This is a genomic window from Mesorhizobium sp. M0659, from assembly GCF_040320605.1.
GTDB lineage: Bacteria > Pseudomonadota > Alphaproteobacteria > Rhizobiales > Rhizobiaceae > Mesorhizobium.
Genome location: NZ_JAMYPY010000010.1, coordinates 89,935 through 104,830, shown reverse-complemented (window position 1 = coordinate 104,830; position 14,896 = coordinate 89,935). Strand labels below are relative to the sequence as shown.

Here is a 14,896-nt window from a genome sequence, read left to right as displayed (position 1 = left end):
CGTAGAGGGGACGACCTCCATGCAGCTCGTTGAGTTCCTGGCGCCGCATTTTCAATTTGTTGCCGATCCAACCGCGTGGGTCGCGTTGCTGACGCTGATCGTGCTCGAGGTCGTGCTCGGCATCGATAATCTGATCTTCATCTCGATCCTGACCAACAAATTGCCGGAAGCGCAGCGCGCCCGCGCCCGGCGTCTCGGCATCTCGGCGGCGCTGATCATGCGGCTGGTGCTGCTCGCAACCATCTCCATCATCGTGCAGCTGACGACGCCGGTGTTCACAGCGTTCGGCCATGGCTTTTCCTGGCGCGACCTGATCCTGATTGCCGGCGGCCTGTTCCTGGTCTGGAAGGCGACCAAGGAAATCCACCACACCGTCGATCCCGACGACCACAAGGATACGATGATGGGCGAGACGCTGCAGATCTCGCTTGCCGGCGCCATCTTCCAGATCCTGCTGCTCGATCTCGTCTTTTCGATCGATTCGATCATCACCGCCGTCGGCATGACCGACGAGATTGCCATCATGTACATCGCCGTGATCGTGGCGGTGAGCGTGATGATGCTGGCGGCCGGGCCGCTGGCCAACTTCATCGCCAAGAACCCGAGCATCGTCATGCTGGCGCTGGGCTTCCTGCTGATGATCGGCATGACGCTGATCGCCGACGGCATGGGCTATCATGTGCCGAAGGGCTACATCTACGCCGCGATGGGCTTTTCCGCTCTGGTCGAGGGCCTCAACATGCTGGCGCGGCGAAGGAAGAAATCCAGCGGTGGGCATTGAGGCTGGGCGATCGGGGCGATCCTAGCGCCCCGGCACGCCCTTCGGATAACGGTCGCCGATCAGGCCAAGCGACAGGCCCTGTTCCAGCAATGCCTTTGCGCCGGCAAGAACCAGTGCGAAGCCGTCGGTCGAGCCGACCGCCTGCTTGACCTGCTCGTCGGCGGTGCCGGCGAAGCCGAAATTGCTGACCTCAAGAAAGGTCGCACCGTCAGGCGTTTCGGCGCCGGGCATCTCCGGGAATGTCCAGACCACAGTGGTCGGCGGATCGCTCCATTGCATGACGATCTTCTTGTTCTCGACGATCTCGCTGACATTGACCATCGCCGAGGCGCCGTACATGCGCCACTCCCAGCGAACCTCTTTGCGGCTATCCAGCCGGCCGCTACTGTGGGTAAACCAGAATTTCGTGGTGATGGCCGGGTCGACCATCGCCTCGAAGACATCGGCGACCGGCCGCTTAATCAGCATGCCGGCTTCGGCAGTCGGCGTTTTGTGAATTTCCATCGATGCTCCTTCCTTGTCCGGTTTGCGCTCACCATGCGTCAGGCTCGCGCACCATGTGAACGATGCTGGCCGGGTTGGCGATCCAGAAGCCGCGAAAGCCTTCGCCCAGGGGCTCGACCGCGTCGCAACGGACGACGCCGGCCTTGGCGAGATGATCCGCAATGGCTGCAGAATCGTCGGTGAAAAGCTCAAGCCAGACTTCGGCCTGGCTCAGCATCGGCGCCTCGTCGATCCACAGACGGTTTGGGCCAAGCTCGAAGCCGATGGCTGGCGTCTTGGCGGTAAATGGCTTCAAGCCGACGACATCACGATAGAAGGCGATCGTCGCCTCGTACTGGTGCGGCGGCACCTTCATGGCGATGTTGATGCCGCCGGTCATCTTCGCGGTCATTGCGGGCTCCGTTGCGCTGTTCATCTGTTTGTCTCGTTGGCCGGCTCGCCCCTCATCTCGCCGCGGTAGTAGCCGTCGCGCAGGTTGATGCCGTATTCGACATAGGCCTTCATGCAAGCCAGCATCTGCGACCAGCCCTCGCAATTGAGGTAGGATTTCTGCAGGCCGACCACGCCTTCCGGCCAGCCGGATTCAGCAATGGTCACAAGGGTGCCGCCATCGTCCAGCGGCTCGAAGTTCATCTCGATGCGTGTCTTGTAGGCGGGCCTGTCGTCGGCATCTGTGGCATCCCAGCGCAACACGATGCGGCTGTCCTTGACCACTTCATCGACCTCGACCGGCACTTTTCCCCACCAGACGACACCGATGCCGGCTTCTAGCGGGGCGCTGGCGCCGCCGATGGTGGTGAAATAGCCGCTGAGCTTCTCCGGATTGACGACTGCGTCGAAGACTTCTGCGACCGGTTTGCCGATGCGCCCGGAAACTCTGAATCCAAGAGACATATCCACAGCTCCTTTCTTGATTGGCTCGACGATATGTTATAGAAACATAACATGTCAAGCCAAACCGCAGACGATCACATTTTCAAGGCGTTGGCGCATCCGCGCCGTCGCGAATTGCTGGATCGGCTGAAGGATGCGCCGCAGACGACCGGCATGTTGTGCGAGGCGTTTCCCGACATCGATCGCTGCACCGTCATGCTGCATCTCAAGGTGCTGGAAGAAGCCGAACTGGTGGTGGCAAAGCGCGAAGGGCGCGAGCGCTGGAACCATCTCAACGCGCTGCCGATCAAGCACATCCACGACCGCTGGATCAGCCAGTATGCCGGCCATGCGCTCAGCATTATCGACCGGCTGAAATCCGATCTGGAGGGCTGAACCGGCGCGGCTGGACGAATTGAGCCGATTTATCTATAAGCCGGCCATTCCGACAGAGAACGCCGTGCATCCATAGCGTTGCACCTTGGACGGCTCTGAAATTTGAATTCGAGTACCCGGGAAGACGAGGTGAGACCACCTCGCTTCGGGATGCTCTAGCCGAAGACGACAGGGGTGCCATGGCTGGCCATTCACAGTTCAAGAACATCATGCACCGCAAGGGCCGGCAGGACGCGGTGCGGTCAAAAATGTTTTCCAAGCTGGCGCGCGAAATCACCGTCGCCGCCAAGAGCGGGACGCCCGACCCATCGATGAACCCGCGTTTGCGCCTGGCTATCCAGAACGCCAAGGCGGTGTCGATGCCGAAGGACAACATCCAGCGCGCCATCAACAAGGCGTCGATGGGCGATGCCGAGAATTACGAAGCGGTGCGCTATGAAGGCTATGGGCCAGGCGGCGTGGCGCTGATCGTCGAGGCGCTGACCGACAACCGCAACCGCTCGGCCTCGAATGTGCGCGCCGCCTTCACCAAAGCCGGCGGTGCGCTTGGTGAAACCGGCTCGGTGTCGTTCATGTGGAACCGCGCCGGCGAGATTTACTATCCGGCCTCCGCCGGCAGCGCCGACAAGGTGATGGACGCGGCGATCGAGGCCGGCGCCGATGATGTCGAGTCCGACGAGGAAGGCCACACCATCTACTGTGCGTTCGAGAGTATGGGCGAAGTGTCTAAGGCGCTGGAAGCCTCGCTTGGCGAGGCCGAATCGGTGAAGCCGATCTGGCAGCCGCAGAACAATGTCCCGGTCGACGAAGAGCGGGCGCAATCGCTGATGAAACTGGTGGCAACGCTCGAGGACGATGACGACGTGCAGAGCGTCTACGCGAATTTCGAGGTCGACGACGAGACCATGGCCAAGCTCAGCGCGGCGTAGGTCCGTGCAATACAGTCGGATGCGAATATTGCTGTATGACGGCGGCCTGCCTATAGATTAGTCAGTGATCAGGGGGGCCGATGACCGACTATAAAGAGGCAAGTTTTGCCGATGCGGTGGCCTGGCCTCGCCGGCCCGGCATATGGCGACGGTTTCTCGCTGCACTCATCGACTACCTTGTAATCCTGATCGCCCTCTATTTGCTCGTAGGGGCTCTATTTCTGCTGACCAACGGTGGCGTAAAAGGCAGCTTTTGGCTGAACTGGAAGCTATGCCAGGAGGGTACGGTTCACGGTGCCCCGACACTTGCCCGTTATGACTGGCAGGTGTGTAGAACATCAGTACTCGGTTTGCCGGTCGCCATATGGAGCGTGGGTACGGCGCCGGGCTCAAAGCCTGGAGAAACCTCCTCCATCTCGATCAATCTGGATTCGCAAGGGAATTTCAGGCCTGCAGCATTGGACCTGGGTTTCCTCGAGCTGATCGCTCTGGCGTCTTATCTCCTCATTATGGAGTTGAAGTCCGGCCAATCAATCGGCAAGCGGCTCACGGAGCTCACTGTACATGATGAGGACGACAGACATAGGGCCGGCCTGCCGGCGAGAAAGGCTGTTCGGCGGCAACTTATCAAGTTTCTCGGCGCATTACCGATCGTCCTGACGGGAAGCTGGTATGCTTTTCAGGCTTGGGGCACCGCTCCCGGTGGCGTGCAGGATTACTCCAGCCTGGAAATAGTGGTTGCATCCGCTGCCCTCGTTTTGGTGCTGATCTGGCCGGTCTGGATTGCGATATCCATAGCTCTGGGCGACGACCCGATACACGATCGATTCGCAAATACCACGGTGCGCATACAGGAGGCCCAGACATGAGTGTGCCGGAGAGGCCCCGCGTGGTCATCACCTATTGCACGCAGTGCCAGTGGCTGTTGCGGGCCGGCTGGATGGCGCAGGAACTGCTCTCCACCTTCGGCACGGATCTTGGTGAAGTGACGCTGGTGCCGGGCACAGGCGGCATCTTCACCGTTTCCTGCAACGATGTGCTGGTCTGGGACCGCAAGCGCGACGGCGGCTTTCCCGATGCCGCCAAGCTCAAGCAGCTGGTGCGCGACGTCATCGATCCGGGCCGCGATCTCGGTCATTCCGACCGCAAGGGTCACACGCAAAAGGACCCCGCTTGAGGCGAGGTCCTTGCGTTTGCGAAGTGCCATTTTTCAGAGCAATGCGAACATGAAGCAGGCCATCGACACGATGGCGGTGATGGTGCGGACGTGGTTCCACATCACCCATTGATTCAGATGGTTCGCCCACACGGCTGCGCCATTGGCGCTGGCCGGGTCGACGGCGGCGAGCGCATCGTTGAGCGGCACATTGAAGACCATGGTCACGATCGGGTTGCCGATCAAATAGATCACGGCACCGGCAAGCAGCCAGTATGAGCCGGACTGGCTCCACCCCATGAGAACGGCGGCGATAAGCACCAGACAGAGCTGGCCGGTGCCGAACAGCGCCGTCATGAAGGTGGGCGTGATCACCGTGATGTTGATCGAATTCATCGCTGCGATGCCTTGGGGGACCGGCAGCCGGGCAAGCGCCGCCATGATAAAGTTGGAAAAGGCGAAGAACACGCCGCCGACGACGCCCGAGCCGATTGCAGCGATGATGGTGAGGGTGGGAAGAAGCTTGATCATCTCAGTTGCTCCAGATGCCGGTTGCAGCGGTTTCATTTGCGTAGGCGGAAAAGTCTTTCGGCGCGCGGCCGAGCACACGCTGGACGCCGTCGGTCAGCGTCTCGTTGCGGCCGTCAAGCACTTCGGTGAACAGCTCGTTGAGCAGCCAGGCGATTTCGGGCGGCAGTTCGTATGCCGCCGTCGCGGCGGTGAATTCGTCATGCGAGATCTTGATATAGCGGATGTCGCGGCCGGTCGCCTTGGCGATCTCGGCAACCGCGTCGGCGAAGCTTAGCAGCCGCGGCCCGGTCAACTCATAGAGCTGGCCGACATGACCCGGTTCGGTCAGCGCAACGAAGGCAGCATCGGCGATGTCGTCGACATCGACGAAGGGCTCGCCAACAGGGCCGACAGGCAAAGCCACTTCGCCTTGCCGCAAGGACTCGACGAGAAAACCTTCACTGAAATTCTGCGAAAACCAAGCGCAACGCAGGATCGTCCAGTCAGCGCCCGAGGCTTTGACCATCTCTTCGGCGCGCTGGGCTTCGGTCTCGCCGCGGCCGGAGAGCAGCACCATGCGGGTGACGCCATTTGCCACCGCAAGCCTGGCGAAGGCGCCGACGGTCTCGGCGGCGCCCGGCACGGCGATGTCGGGATAGTAACTGATGTAGACGGCGCCCACGCCCTGCATGGCAGGCTCCCAGGTCGCCGGAACCTCCCAGTCGAAGCGGGGGCTGCCGGAACGCGAGCCGATGCGCACGGGAATGCCCTGTGAGGTCAGCCGCCCGGCGAGGCGACGGCCGGTCTTGCCAGTGCCACCGAGAATCAGGACTGGTTTGGTGTCGGTCATGGTGGTTTTCCTTTGTTACAAATATGAATAATCCTCACATTTGCAAAATGTGATAAACCCTCGTATTTTGGGAGTCAAGCCGTTTGTTGGCAGATTTTGTCGAGACCGGAGGCCGTCATGGAAGACACAGCAACGCCCGCATTTGAGGAGCAGGTCGCATCGCCGCGACGGGCGCCCACCCAGCAGCGCAGCCGCGAGCGGGTCGAGCGCATGCTGGCCGCAGCCTCGGCGCTGATTGCCGAGCAAGGCAGCGACGCCATGCGCATGGGCGAGGTAGCGGAACGGGCCGCGGTGTCGATCGGTTCGCTCTACCAGTTCTTTCCCGACAAGCGGGCGATCGTCTGGGCGCTGGCCGAGCGATACACCGCCGAAAGCCAGGCCTGCATCTCCTCGGCGCTCAAGGATGTCGTCGACGCCGAGGGCCTGCGGCAGGCGTTTTCGGAGCTGGTGGATATCTACTATCAGCTGTTCCTGGCCGAGCCGGTGATGCGCGACATCTGGTCGGGCACCCAGGCCGACAAGGCGCTGCGCCAGCTCGAACTCGCCGACAGCCGGGCGAATGCCGAATTCCTGACGATGGTGCTGAAGCGGCTGCATCCCGGCGCCGATCCGGTGGCGCTGGAGACCACAGCGTTTCTGGTCTGGCAGATGGGCGAGGCTGCCGTGCGGCTGGCGATCTCGGTCGACCGGCAGGAGGGCGACAGGCTGGTCGCCGCCTACAAGCGCATGGCGCTGCGGGAATTGGTGGACGGGTAGGCTCGCACCACTCTGGGAAGGGTCGCTTCGAAGCAGCAGGGTGGACGCGTCGGACCGCATCCGACCCTTGGGCCGACCTCCCCACAAGCGGGAGGTATCGGCGCGTTAGCTTGAAGCGACTGACTTTGGCGGCAACAAAAAAACCCGCCACAAAGGCGGGTTCTTGATTCAGCGATACAGGTAAACTTTAGAGGCCGAAGCCTTCGAAGCGCTTCTTGAACTTCGACAGGCGGCCGCCGCGGTCGAGCAGGGTCTGCTGGCCGCCGGTCCAGGCCGGGTGCGTGGTCGGATCGATATCGAGGTTCATCGTATCGCCTTCCTTGCCCCAGGTCGAACGGGTCGAGTATTCGGTGCCATCGGTCATGACGACCTTGATGGTGTGGTAGTCGGGATGGATATCGGCCTTCATTGTCGTGCTTCCTGGCTTGCGGCGCTACAGACGGGCCCGCGGCCTGCGTCGATGCGCCCCTTTTTAAAACTCGAAGCCGCAGCTATTGAAAAGCCACGGCTTCTAAAACGGTCGGCGAGCCTATACATCAGCCGGAATTGAATCACAAGGCCACGGCAGGCGCATATTGAACGCGCCCACCTGGAGCGGCCAGAGGAAACGGTCATGGCGGACATCAGCGGCGAGCAAGACGGGCGCAGGCGCTCGCTCGGGCCGCTCAGGCGCCTATATCCCTACATATTCCGCTACCGCAAACTGGTCATAGGCGCCCTCATTTCGCTCGCCATCGCCGCGGCGACGACGCTGGCGCTGCCGCTGGCCGTGCGGCGCATGATCGATCACGGTTTCAGTGCTTCCGGCACCGTCTTCATCGCCGAGTATTTCGCCGCTTTGGTGGCGATGGCAGCCATTCTGGCGGCAGCGTCGGCCGGACGCTACTACTTCGTCATCACGCTCGGCGAGCGGGTCGTTGCCGACATCCGCAGCGACGTGTTTTCGCATGTCACGACGCTTTCGCCGTCCTTCTTCGACACCGCGCAATCGGGCGAGATCGTCTCGCGGCTTGCCGCCGACACCACGCAGGTGAAATCTGCGGTCGGCGCCACCGCCTCGGTGGCGTTGCGCAACGTCATCCTCGGGCTCGGCGCGGTGGCGATGATGGTCGTCACCAGCCCGAAACTGTCGGGCCTGGTGATCGCGGCCATTCCGCTCATCGTACTGCCGCTGGTCGCGTTCGGCCGTTCGGTGAGGCGCCGGTCACGGCAGGCGCAGGACACGCTGGCGCAAGCGACCGCCTATGCCAGCGAGCAGATCGGCGCGGTGCGCACGCTGCAGGCGTTCACCAACGAGACGCTGGTCACCGGGCGGTTCTCGGCCGCGGTGGAAGCCGCCTTCCAAGCGGCGCGCTCGTCGATCTTCTCCCGCTCGCTGCTCACCTTCTTTGCCATCTTCATGATCTTTTCCTCGGTCGTGGCGGTGTTGTGGTTCGGCTCGCGTGACGTGCTTGCCGGCACGATGTCGCCCGGTACGCTCGGCCAGTTCCTGCTTTACTCCGTGTTTGCCGCAGGCGCGCTGGGCGCACTGTCGGAAGTCTGGGGCGAGCTTGCCCAGGCGGCGGGTGCGGCCGAAAGGCTGACCGAGATACTCGACGAGACGCCGGCGATTCAACCGCCGGCCAATCCGCTGCCGCTGCCCGCCAAGGCGACAGGCGCGATCAGCTTCGACGACGTCTCCTTCTCCTACCCGGCAAGGCCGGACCGTGCCGCCGTCCACGGCTTGAGTTTTCAGGTCAAGCCGGGCGAGACGGTGGCGATCGTCGGCCCGTCGGGCGCCGGAAAGAGCACCGTCTTTTCGCTGATTCTGCGCTTCTACGATCCCGAAACCGGCCGCATCGCCATTGACGGCGTCGACGTGCGCGAAGCCGATCCGGCTGAAGTGCGGGAGCGCATTGCGATCGTGCCGCAGGATGTCACCATCTTTGCGGCAAGCGCGCGCGACAATATCGGCTTTGGCCGGCCGGGCGCGACGAATGCCGAGATCGAGGCCGCCGCCGGGGACGCGCTGGCCGACGAGTTCATCCTCAGGCTCGACAAGGGCTACGACAGCCAGGTCGGCGAGCGCGGTGTGACCTTGTCCGGCGGCCAGCGCCAGCGCGTGGCGATCGCCCGCGCCATCCTGCGCGACGCGCCGATCCTGCTGCTCGACGAAGCCACGTCGGCGCTCGACGCCGAAAGCGAAACGCTGGTGCAGACGGCGCTGGAACGGCTGATGCAGGGCCGCACCACCATCGTCATCGCCCACCGGCTGGCGACCGTGCTGAAGGCCGACCGCATCCTGGTCATGGATGGCGGCCGCATCGTCGAGGAAGGCACGCACCAGAGCCTGGTCGCCAAGGGCGGCATCTATGCAAGGCTGGCCAAGCTGCAGTTCGAAACCGGAGCAAGCGCCTTCAGGGGTGCCGCGGAGTAGCAACCCGCAATCAGGCGGGACCATACCGCTTGCGGAGATGCTCGGTGAAATGCGCGGCATTCAGTTTCTCGCCCGTGGCGCGCTCAAGCAGTTCGGGCGTCGACCAGCGCGATCCCTGCGACCAGATATTGTCGCGGCGCCAGTCATTGATGGCGGCGAAATTGCCCCTGGCGAGATCGCTGTCGGCTGAAGGATGGTCGCGCGTCAGCGCAGCCCATTGCTGCGCCGCCATCATGGCGCCCAGCGTATAGGACGGGAAATAGCCGAAGGCGGCGCCCGGCCAATGCACGTCCTGCATCGGTCCGTCGGCTGGGTTGTCGATGGTCGAAAGGCCAAGATACTCCCGCATCTTGGCGTCCCACGCCTCGGGCAGGTCGGCCGCCTGCAGCCGCCCCGAGACCAGCTCCTGCTCCAACTCGTAGCGCAGGATGACATGCAGCGGGTAGGTGACCTCGTCGGCGTCGACGCGGATCAGGCCGCGCTCGACCCGGTGCACATGCGGCAGGATGTCGTCCAGCGACCAGGCCTCGCCGAGATGCTTTTCCACCACCGGCAGCGCCCAGCGCCAGAATTCGGGGTTGCGGCCGACCTGTTTCTCGACGAACAGGCTCTGGCTTTCATGCACCGCCATGCCGCGCGCCTTGCCGAGCGGCCAGTGCGCCCAGGCCTTCGGTAGGTTCTGCTCGTAGAGCGCATGGCCGGTCTCGTGCAGCACGCCCATCAAAGCCGACAGGAAATCGGACGTTTTGTAGCGGGTGGTGATGCGCACGTCGCTCGGCACGCCGCCGCAGAAGGGATGGTGCGATACGGACAGAGAACCGTGGGTGAGGTCGAAGCCGACCGAAGCCATCATGGCGAGACCAAGCTCGCGCTGTTTGTCGATCGCATAGCTGCCGGAGAGCGGCTTCACGGGATGCCTGGCCAGGCGCGCTTCCTGCGCGGCCAGGGCTTCCGGCACGAAGCCCTTCAGGAATGTCTTCAGCTCGGTGAACACCGGCGTGATGTCGGCGGCGCGGTTGCCAGGATCGTATTGCTCCATCAGCGCGTCGTAGGGATCGAGGCCGAGCGCGTCGGCGCGCAGGGCGGCTTCCTCGCGCACCAGCGCGATGACACCTTCGAGCGCCGGCAGGAAACCGGCCCAGTCATTCTTGGCGCGCAGGTCGCGCCAGAGCTGCTCGGAGCGCATACGCGCCACCGTCTGGCGCTCGACGAATTCGACCGGCAGGCAGGTCAGGTTGGTGTATTGGCGACGCAGTTCGCGGACCGCCGCCTGCTGCTCCTCGTTCAGCGCCTCCTGTTCGGCGGCGGCGAGCCAGTCGGCGATCTCCGGCGCGGTAGCCCTGATATGCAGCATCCCGGCCAGGGACGACATGGCTTCGGCGCGCTTCTCGCCGCCGCCGACGGCCATGTGGGTCGCCTCGTCGGCGCCGAGGATAGCGAGCGCATGTTCCAGCGCTTCGAGCTTGTGGCCGAGATCATCGAGCTTCTGAAAAGACATGGCAGGTTCCGCGTTTTGGACCGCGGGAAAAGATACCAACGCGCCAGGATTGGCAACCCTCAAAGGTGGCTTTCGCCGATGCAGCTTGCGCCGATGAGCTTGTGCGTGGAATGCTGGCTGGCGGTGGAACACCGCCATGCAGGGGAGACTAAGATGATCGGCAATATCCTGGTCGGGCTGGTGGCCCTGATCCACCTCTATATCGTCTATCTGGAGATGGTGGCGTGGGACACACCGCGCGGGCACAGGGCGTTCAACCTCAAGCCGGACTTCGCCAGCGCATCGAAGGTGCTCGCCGCCAATCAGGGGCTCTACAACGGCTTCCTTGCCGCGGGGCTGATCTGGGGCCTCTATCTCGGCGCGGCGGGATTCCAGATCAAGGTGTTCTTCCTGCTTTGCATCGCCGTCGCCGGCCTCTATGGCGCGGCGACTGCCAGCCGGAAGATCCTCTATATTCAGACCGTGCCGGCGGTGCTGGGCCTCGCTGCGCTGTGGCTGGGCTGGTGACAAAAAAGACGCCCTCGGAGCCAGATCCGGGGGCGTCAGACAGTCCCTTCCTCATTCCTGGAGATATCAGAGCGGATCTCAGCCGTTCGGATAATTCCCGCCGTCGGAGCCATCACCGATCATGAAGCCGCTGCCGGTGTCGGACATCAGCCTCTGATCGACATTGTCGAGGCGGCGCAGCAGATCGTGATATTGCGCGGCCGGGATCCGGCCATGGTCCGAAGCGGCGACCCGTTCGGCGGCCTGGCCGATATGCGCCGCACGCAGATGCAGCCACCGCGCTTCCGAGGTCGAGATGCCCCTCGTTTCGCGCGCATCCGTGATGCCCTGTTCGACGCCCCGCACCTGCTCGATCAGGCCGGTCACGCGCGGACCGGTCATGTCGGTCGGGTCGCTGGCGTCGAGGGCGCCCTTGTGATGTCCGGCGGCATGGGCGCCGGCGAGTGGAACAGTGATCAGAAGTGTCGTGAGGGTTGCGGTCCTGAGAGTCTTCAAAGAGCGCATGATGTGCGTCTCCTCCTGCTGTGGAAGGGGCAAGCGCTTTCGCTCCGCCTTCCGGAAGCGGGCCGTCCGGTTCCGTCGCGTCGCGATGGGAGGCATCGCCGGCGGTTCTCGGCCCTGCGCGTCAAAGTAGGAGCCCGGAAACGCGAAATGTTTTCAGGCCTTGCCGGCCTGGCGTTTCGCCCTAGAGTTGAGCTGGCAAACAATTTCGCGTGACTGAAAATCACCGTTCGGTGAGCTTCAGTTCAATGCGTCGGTTCTTGTTGCGGGCGTCTTCGGTGTCGGCGGGGTCGAGCGGCTGGAATTCGCCGAAGCCGGCCGCAACCAGCCGGTTGGCGGGCACGCCGTTCTCGATCAGGAACTTGACCACCGAGGTCGAACGCGCCGTCGACAATTCCCAATTGTCGCGATAGCGGCCGGCGCCGGACAGCGGCTTGTTGTCGGTGTGGCCGTCGACGCGCAGCACCCAGTTGATCTCGGGCGGGATTTCCTTTTGCAACTCGATGATGGCGTCGGCGAGCTTCTTCATCTCGACCTTGCCGGCATCGTTGATCACTTCGGAGCCGGTCGGGAACAGAACTTCCGACTGGAAGACGAAGCGGTCGCCGACGATGCGGATGTTCTCGCGATCGGCGAGGATTTCGCGCAGGCGGCCGAAGAAGTCGGAGCGATAGCGGTTCAGCTCCTGCACGCGCTGCGCCAGCGCGACGTTGAGCCGACGGCCGAGATCGGCGATCTTGGTGTTGGAATCGCGGTCGCGCGTTTCGGACACGTTGAGGGCGTCCTCGAGCGCGCCGATCTGCTTGCGCAGCGCCGCGATCTGCTGGTTGAGGATCTCGACCTGGCTCAGCGCCTGCTGGCTGATCTGGCGCTGGTTGTCGAGTTCGCCGCCGAGCTCCGCGGCGCGCTGGTTGGCGGCGTCGCCGGTGCCGGCGCCTTGCGCCAGCAACTGCTCGAGCCGGCTCTTCTCAGCTTCCGCCGCCGACAGCGACGCCTGCAGATTGGCCAGCGAATCGTCCTTGTCCTGCGCGCTCGAGCGCTCCAGCGCCAGCAACTGCGTCAGTTCGTTGATCTGCGAGTTGAGGCGCGTGAGCGCCGTATCCTTGCCGGAGAGTTCGCGTCCGAGCAGGAACTGCGCCAGCACGAAAACGGTGAGCAGGAACATGATGGCCAGCAGCAGCGTCGACAGCGCGTCGACGAAGCCCGGCCAATAGTCGATCCGGCGATCGGTGCGCCGGCCCCTGGCGAGAGCCATGCTAGTGGACCCCAGGTTTCTTCAGCGCGTCGGCGATCTTTTCCAGCGTGTTGCGCATCGCCTTCTGCTCGTCCGACTGGGCCTCGACCCAGTCGCGCATGATCTGCTGCTCGGAGCGCATGTTCTTGACCAGGCCGGAAATGCCGTCGGCGAGATTGGCCATGGCGGTGGCGACGCGCGGATTGGAGCCGCCGCCGCTTTCCTGCATGCTGCGCAGCCGTTCCGACAGGACCCGGATCTCGTCGGAGGATTCAGTCTTGGCCGGGTCGGCGACGGCGATGTCGGAGGAGAGATCGGTGACCGAGGACAGCCAGTTTTCAAGCTCGGTATAGAAGCGGGTCTGCGCGCGGCCGGCCTGCAGGTCGAGGAAGCCTAGCACCAGCGACCCGGAAAGGCCGAACAGCGAGGACGAAAAGGCCGTACCCATGCCGGCCAGCGGCGCCGACAGCCCCTGCTTCAGCGAATCGAGCACTGCGGCGGCGTCGCCGGTGCCGGGATCGAGCGATTCGATGGTTTCGCGGATCGAGCCGATGGTGTTGAGCAGGCCCCAGAAGGTGCCGAGCAGACCGAGGAACACCAGCAACCCGACGAGATAGCGCGAGGTGTCGCGGCTTTCGTCGAGGCGGGTGGCGATCGAATCCAGCATGGTGCGCATCGAAGACGTCGAGAAGGCGACCGTCGAGGAGCGGCCGATCATCGCCTTCATCGGAGCCAGCAGCACCGGCTCGGTGGTTTCGGAACCGGCGCGGAAGGAATTGACCCAGCGCACTTCGCGAAACAGTCGTCCGACCTGGGCGAAGGCGAGCAGGATGCCGACCACAAGGACGCCGACGATGAGGCCATTGAGGCCGGGATTGCTCCCGAAAGCGGTCGAGATCTGGCGGGTGAGGATGGCGGCGATGAAGGCGACGATGACCAGGAAGATGACCATGGTCAGGAGGAAGACCTGCGGGCTCGACAGTTTGTGCGGATCGTACATCAGGACATCAGAACGCCTGCCCACGCCGAAGGATCTGAGAAAAGCCATCCGTGCCCCGTTTCCGATGCTCTATTTGCCTTGACGCAATTCCGAACGGGAAGCCGCTCATACTTCCCTGGAACCGCTCCATTGCCGCCGATCACGTAATTCGCGACTCTAAACGGAATTGTGACCAAATTGAATGGCGCTTGGCAATATTGCCCGACTGTCGGGCCGCACCACGCCGTTCAGAGGCGGTTGACGACCAGGCAGTCGACCATGGCGGCAAGATGCAGCCCGGCGCCGGTGACGACAAAGCCGTGCCAGAGGGCATTGTGGAAGCGCAGGCGTTTCCAGGCGAAGAAGATGACGCCGCAGGAGTACACGATGCCGCCGGCGACAATCAGCGCGATCGAAGTCGTCGGCAACGTCGCCACCAGCGGCTTGACCAGGACGACGCCGCTCCAGCCGATGGCGAGATAGAAGACAATGGCCAGACGATCAAAGCGGCCGGGCAGGAACACTTTCATGGCAATGCCGGTCAAAGCAGCGGTCCAGACAAGGACAATCATCGGCAGCGCCAGCGGCGAGCCGTCGAGCTGGGCCAGAAAGGGCGTGTAGGTCGCGGCGATCAGGAGGTAGATCGCCGCATGATCGAAGCGCCGCAAGATCCACTTCGCCGGCGACGTCACCGGCCACAGATTGTAGGTCAGCGAAATCGACAGCACAGTCAGCAGCGACACCACGAAGAAGGCGGCGGCGATGTATTCGCCGGGACCGGCATGGAAGGCGGCCAGCGCCAGCAACGCCGAGCCGGCGGCTATTGCCAGCACGATGCCGACCGCGTGGACGATGCCATCGGCGATCATCTCCGCACGCGAATAGTGCCAACGCCCGACAAAAGGGATTTCAATTGGCTGGTCTGGCTGCGCTTCTCGCGAGGATAGTGAAGGTATGCTCGTCATAAAGATCCTGCGTCACCCTTATCTGGGCGGCCGCCGGGCAG

The 14,896-nt window shown here is 63.3% G+C and carries 19 protein-coding genes; 8 read left to right on the top strand and 11 right to left on the bottom strand.

What is annotated here, in order from left to right:
* Positions 1-19: 19 nt before the first annotated feature.
* The gene (locus tag NKI31_RS17845) at positions 20-781 is read left to right on the top strand and encodes a TerC family protein (RefSeq protein ID WP_023700265.1); all 762 of its coding nucleotides are present in this window, start codon (positions 20-22) and stop codon (positions 779-781) included.
* 21 nt (positions 782-802) lie between these two features.
* On the opposite strand, the gene NKI31_RS17840 is transcribed toward NKI31_RS17845, so the two are convergent.
* Genes NKI31_RS17840 through NKI31_RS17830 form a run of 3 tightly spaced genes read right to left on the bottom strand, consistent with a single transcriptional unit; the run spans position 803 to position 2,179 of the window.
* Positions 803-1,285, bottom strand: a complete 483-nt coding sequence (locus tag NKI31_RS17840; RefSeq protein ID WP_352652219.1) for an SRPBCC family protein — start codon at positions 1,283-1,285, stop codon at positions 803-805.
* A 28-nt stretch (positions 1,286-1,313) separates the two neighbouring features.
* The gene (locus tag NKI31_RS17835) at positions 1,314-1,676 is read right to left on the bottom strand and encodes a VOC family protein (RefSeq protein ID WP_023726167.1); all 363 of its coding nucleotides are present in this window, start codon (positions 1,674-1,676) and stop codon (positions 1,314-1,316) included.
* A gap of 20 nt (positions 1,677-1,696) precedes the next feature.
* Positions 1,697-2,179, bottom strand: coding sequence for an SRPBCC domain-containing protein (locus tag NKI31_RS17830; protein WP_023684154.1), 483 nt, complete (start codon positions 2,177-2,179; stop codon positions 1,697-1,699).
* A 51-nt stretch (positions 2,180-2,230) separates the two neighbouring features.
* Here NKI31_RS17830 and NKI31_RS17825 point away from each other — a divergent pair, with 51 nt between their 5' ends.
* From NKI31_RS17825 to NKI31_RS17810, 4 genes are all read left to right on the top strand, one after another.
* Positions 2,231-2,554 carry an ArsR/SmtB family transcription factor gene (locus NKI31_RS17825; RefSeq protein ID WP_023829289.1) on the top strand — a complete coding sequence of 108 codons (324 nt, stop codon included), beginning with the start codon at positions 2,231-2,233 and terminating at the stop codon, positions 2,552-2,554.
* A gap of 179 nt (positions 2,555-2,733) precedes the next feature.
* Positions 2,734-3,483 carry a YebC/PmpR family DNA-binding transcriptional regulator gene (locus tag NKI31_RS17820; protein ID WP_023668740.1) on the top strand — a complete coding sequence of 250 codons (750 nt, stop codon included), beginning with the start codon at positions 2,734-2,736 and terminating at the stop codon, positions 3,481-3,483.
* An 80-nt stretch (positions 3,484-3,563) separates the two neighbouring features.
* Positions 3,564-4,352: an RDD family protein gene (locus NKI31_RS17815; protein ID WP_352652218.1), complete on the top strand. Its 789-nt coding sequence runs from the start codon at positions 3,564-3,566 to the stop codon at positions 4,350-4,352.
* Positions 4,349-4,660 (top strand): Rdx family protein, encoded by a 312-nt coding sequence (locus tag NKI31_RS17810; RefSeq protein WP_023668742.1) that lies wholly within the window; start codon positions 4,349-4,351, stop codon positions 4,658-4,660. Before NKI31_RS17815 ends, NKI31_RS17810 begins: the two co-directional genes overlap by 4 nt.
* A 33-nt stretch (positions 4,661-4,693) precedes the next feature.
* Here the strand turns inward: NKI31_RS17810 and NKI31_RS17805 are convergent, their stop codons facing one another.
* Together NKI31_RS17805 and NKI31_RS17800 are read right to left on the bottom strand one after the other, a co-directional pair.
* Positions 4,694-5,170 carry an anthrone oxygenase family protein gene (locus NKI31_RS17805; protein WP_352652217.1) on the bottom strand — a complete coding sequence of 159 codons (477 nt, stop codon included), beginning with the start codon at positions 5,168-5,170 and terminating at the stop codon, positions 4,694-4,696.
* Between the two features lies 1 nt (position 5,171).
* Positions 5,172-5,999 carry an NAD(P)H-binding protein gene (locus NKI31_RS17800; protein ID WP_023668744.1) on the bottom strand — a complete coding sequence of 276 codons (828 nt, stop codon included), beginning with the start codon at positions 5,997-5,999 and terminating at the stop codon, positions 5,172-5,174.
* 117 nt (positions 6,000-6,116) lie between these two features.
* On the opposite strand from NKI31_RS17800, the gene NKI31_RS17795 reads away from it, so the two are divergent.
* Complete coding sequence (locus NKI31_RS17795) at positions 6,117-6,755, top strand: TetR/AcrR family transcriptional regulator (protein WP_352652216.1); 639 nt, start codon at positions 6,117-6,119, stop codon at positions 6,753-6,755.
* Positions 6,756-6,942: 187 nt separating this feature from the next.
* Here NKI31_RS17795 and rpmE read toward each other — a convergent pair whose 3' ends face one another.
* Positions 6,943-7,164, bottom strand: coding sequence for a 50S ribosomal protein L31 (gene rpmE / locus NKI31_RS17790; protein ID WP_023668748.1), 222 nt, complete (start codon positions 7,162-7,164; stop codon positions 6,943-6,945).
* 204 nt (positions 7,165-7,368) lie between these two features.
* On the opposite strand from rpmE, the gene NKI31_RS17785 reads away from it, so the two are divergent.
* Positions 7,369-9,171 carry an ABC transporter transmembrane domain-containing protein gene (locus NKI31_RS17785; RefSeq protein WP_352444864.1) on the top strand — a complete coding sequence of 601 codons (1,803 nt, stop codon included), beginning with the start codon at positions 7,369-7,371 and terminating at the stop codon, positions 9,169-9,171.
* Positions 9,172-9,181: 10 nt separating this feature from the next.
* On the opposite strand, the gene NKI31_RS17780 is transcribed toward NKI31_RS17785, so the two are convergent.
* Positions 9,182-10,669 carry a carboxypeptidase M32 gene (locus NKI31_RS17780; RefSeq protein ID WP_352652215.1) on the bottom strand — a complete coding sequence of 496 codons (1,488 nt, stop codon included), beginning with the start codon at positions 10,667-10,669 and terminating at the stop codon, positions 9,182-9,184.
* A gap of 153 nt (positions 10,670-10,822) precedes the next feature.
* On the opposite strand from NKI31_RS17780, the gene NKI31_RS17775 reads away from it, so the two are divergent.
* The gene (locus NKI31_RS17775; RefSeq protein WP_023736868.1) at positions 10,823-11,176 is read left to right on the top strand and encodes a DUF1304 domain-containing protein; all 354 of its coding nucleotides are present in this window, start codon (positions 10,823-10,825) and stop codon (positions 11,174-11,176) included.
* Between the two features lie 78 nt (positions 11,177-11,254).
* On the opposite strand, the gene NKI31_RS17770 is transcribed toward NKI31_RS17775, so the two are convergent.
* From NKI31_RS17770 to trhA, 4 genes are all read right to left on the bottom strand, one after another.
* Entirely contained in the window at positions 11,255-11,680 is a 426-nt protein-coding gene (locus NKI31_RS17770; protein ID WP_352652214.1) for a hypothetical protein, read from the bottom strand.
* Between the two features lie 220 nt (positions 11,681-11,900).
* Positions 11,901-12,932, bottom strand: a complete 1,032-nt coding sequence (locus tag NKI31_RS17765) for a peptidoglycan -binding protein (protein ID WP_352652213.1) — start codon at positions 12,930-12,932, stop codon at positions 11,901-11,903.
* A gap of 1 nt (position 12,933) precedes the next feature.
* Positions 12,934-13,959, bottom strand: coding sequence for a MotA/TolQ/ExbB proton channel family protein (locus NKI31_RS17760; protein ID WP_023668754.1), 1,026 nt, complete (start codon positions 13,957-13,959; stop codon positions 12,934-12,936).
* A 179-nt stretch (positions 13,960-14,138) separates the two neighbouring features.
* Positions 14,139-14,855 carry a PAQR family membrane homeostasis protein TrhA gene (gene trhA, locus NKI31_RS17755; protein WP_023700276.1) on the bottom strand — a complete coding sequence of 239 codons (717 nt, stop codon included), beginning with the start codon at positions 14,853-14,855 and terminating at the stop codon, positions 14,139-14,141.
* Positions 14,856-14,896 lie beyond the last annotated feature (41 nt).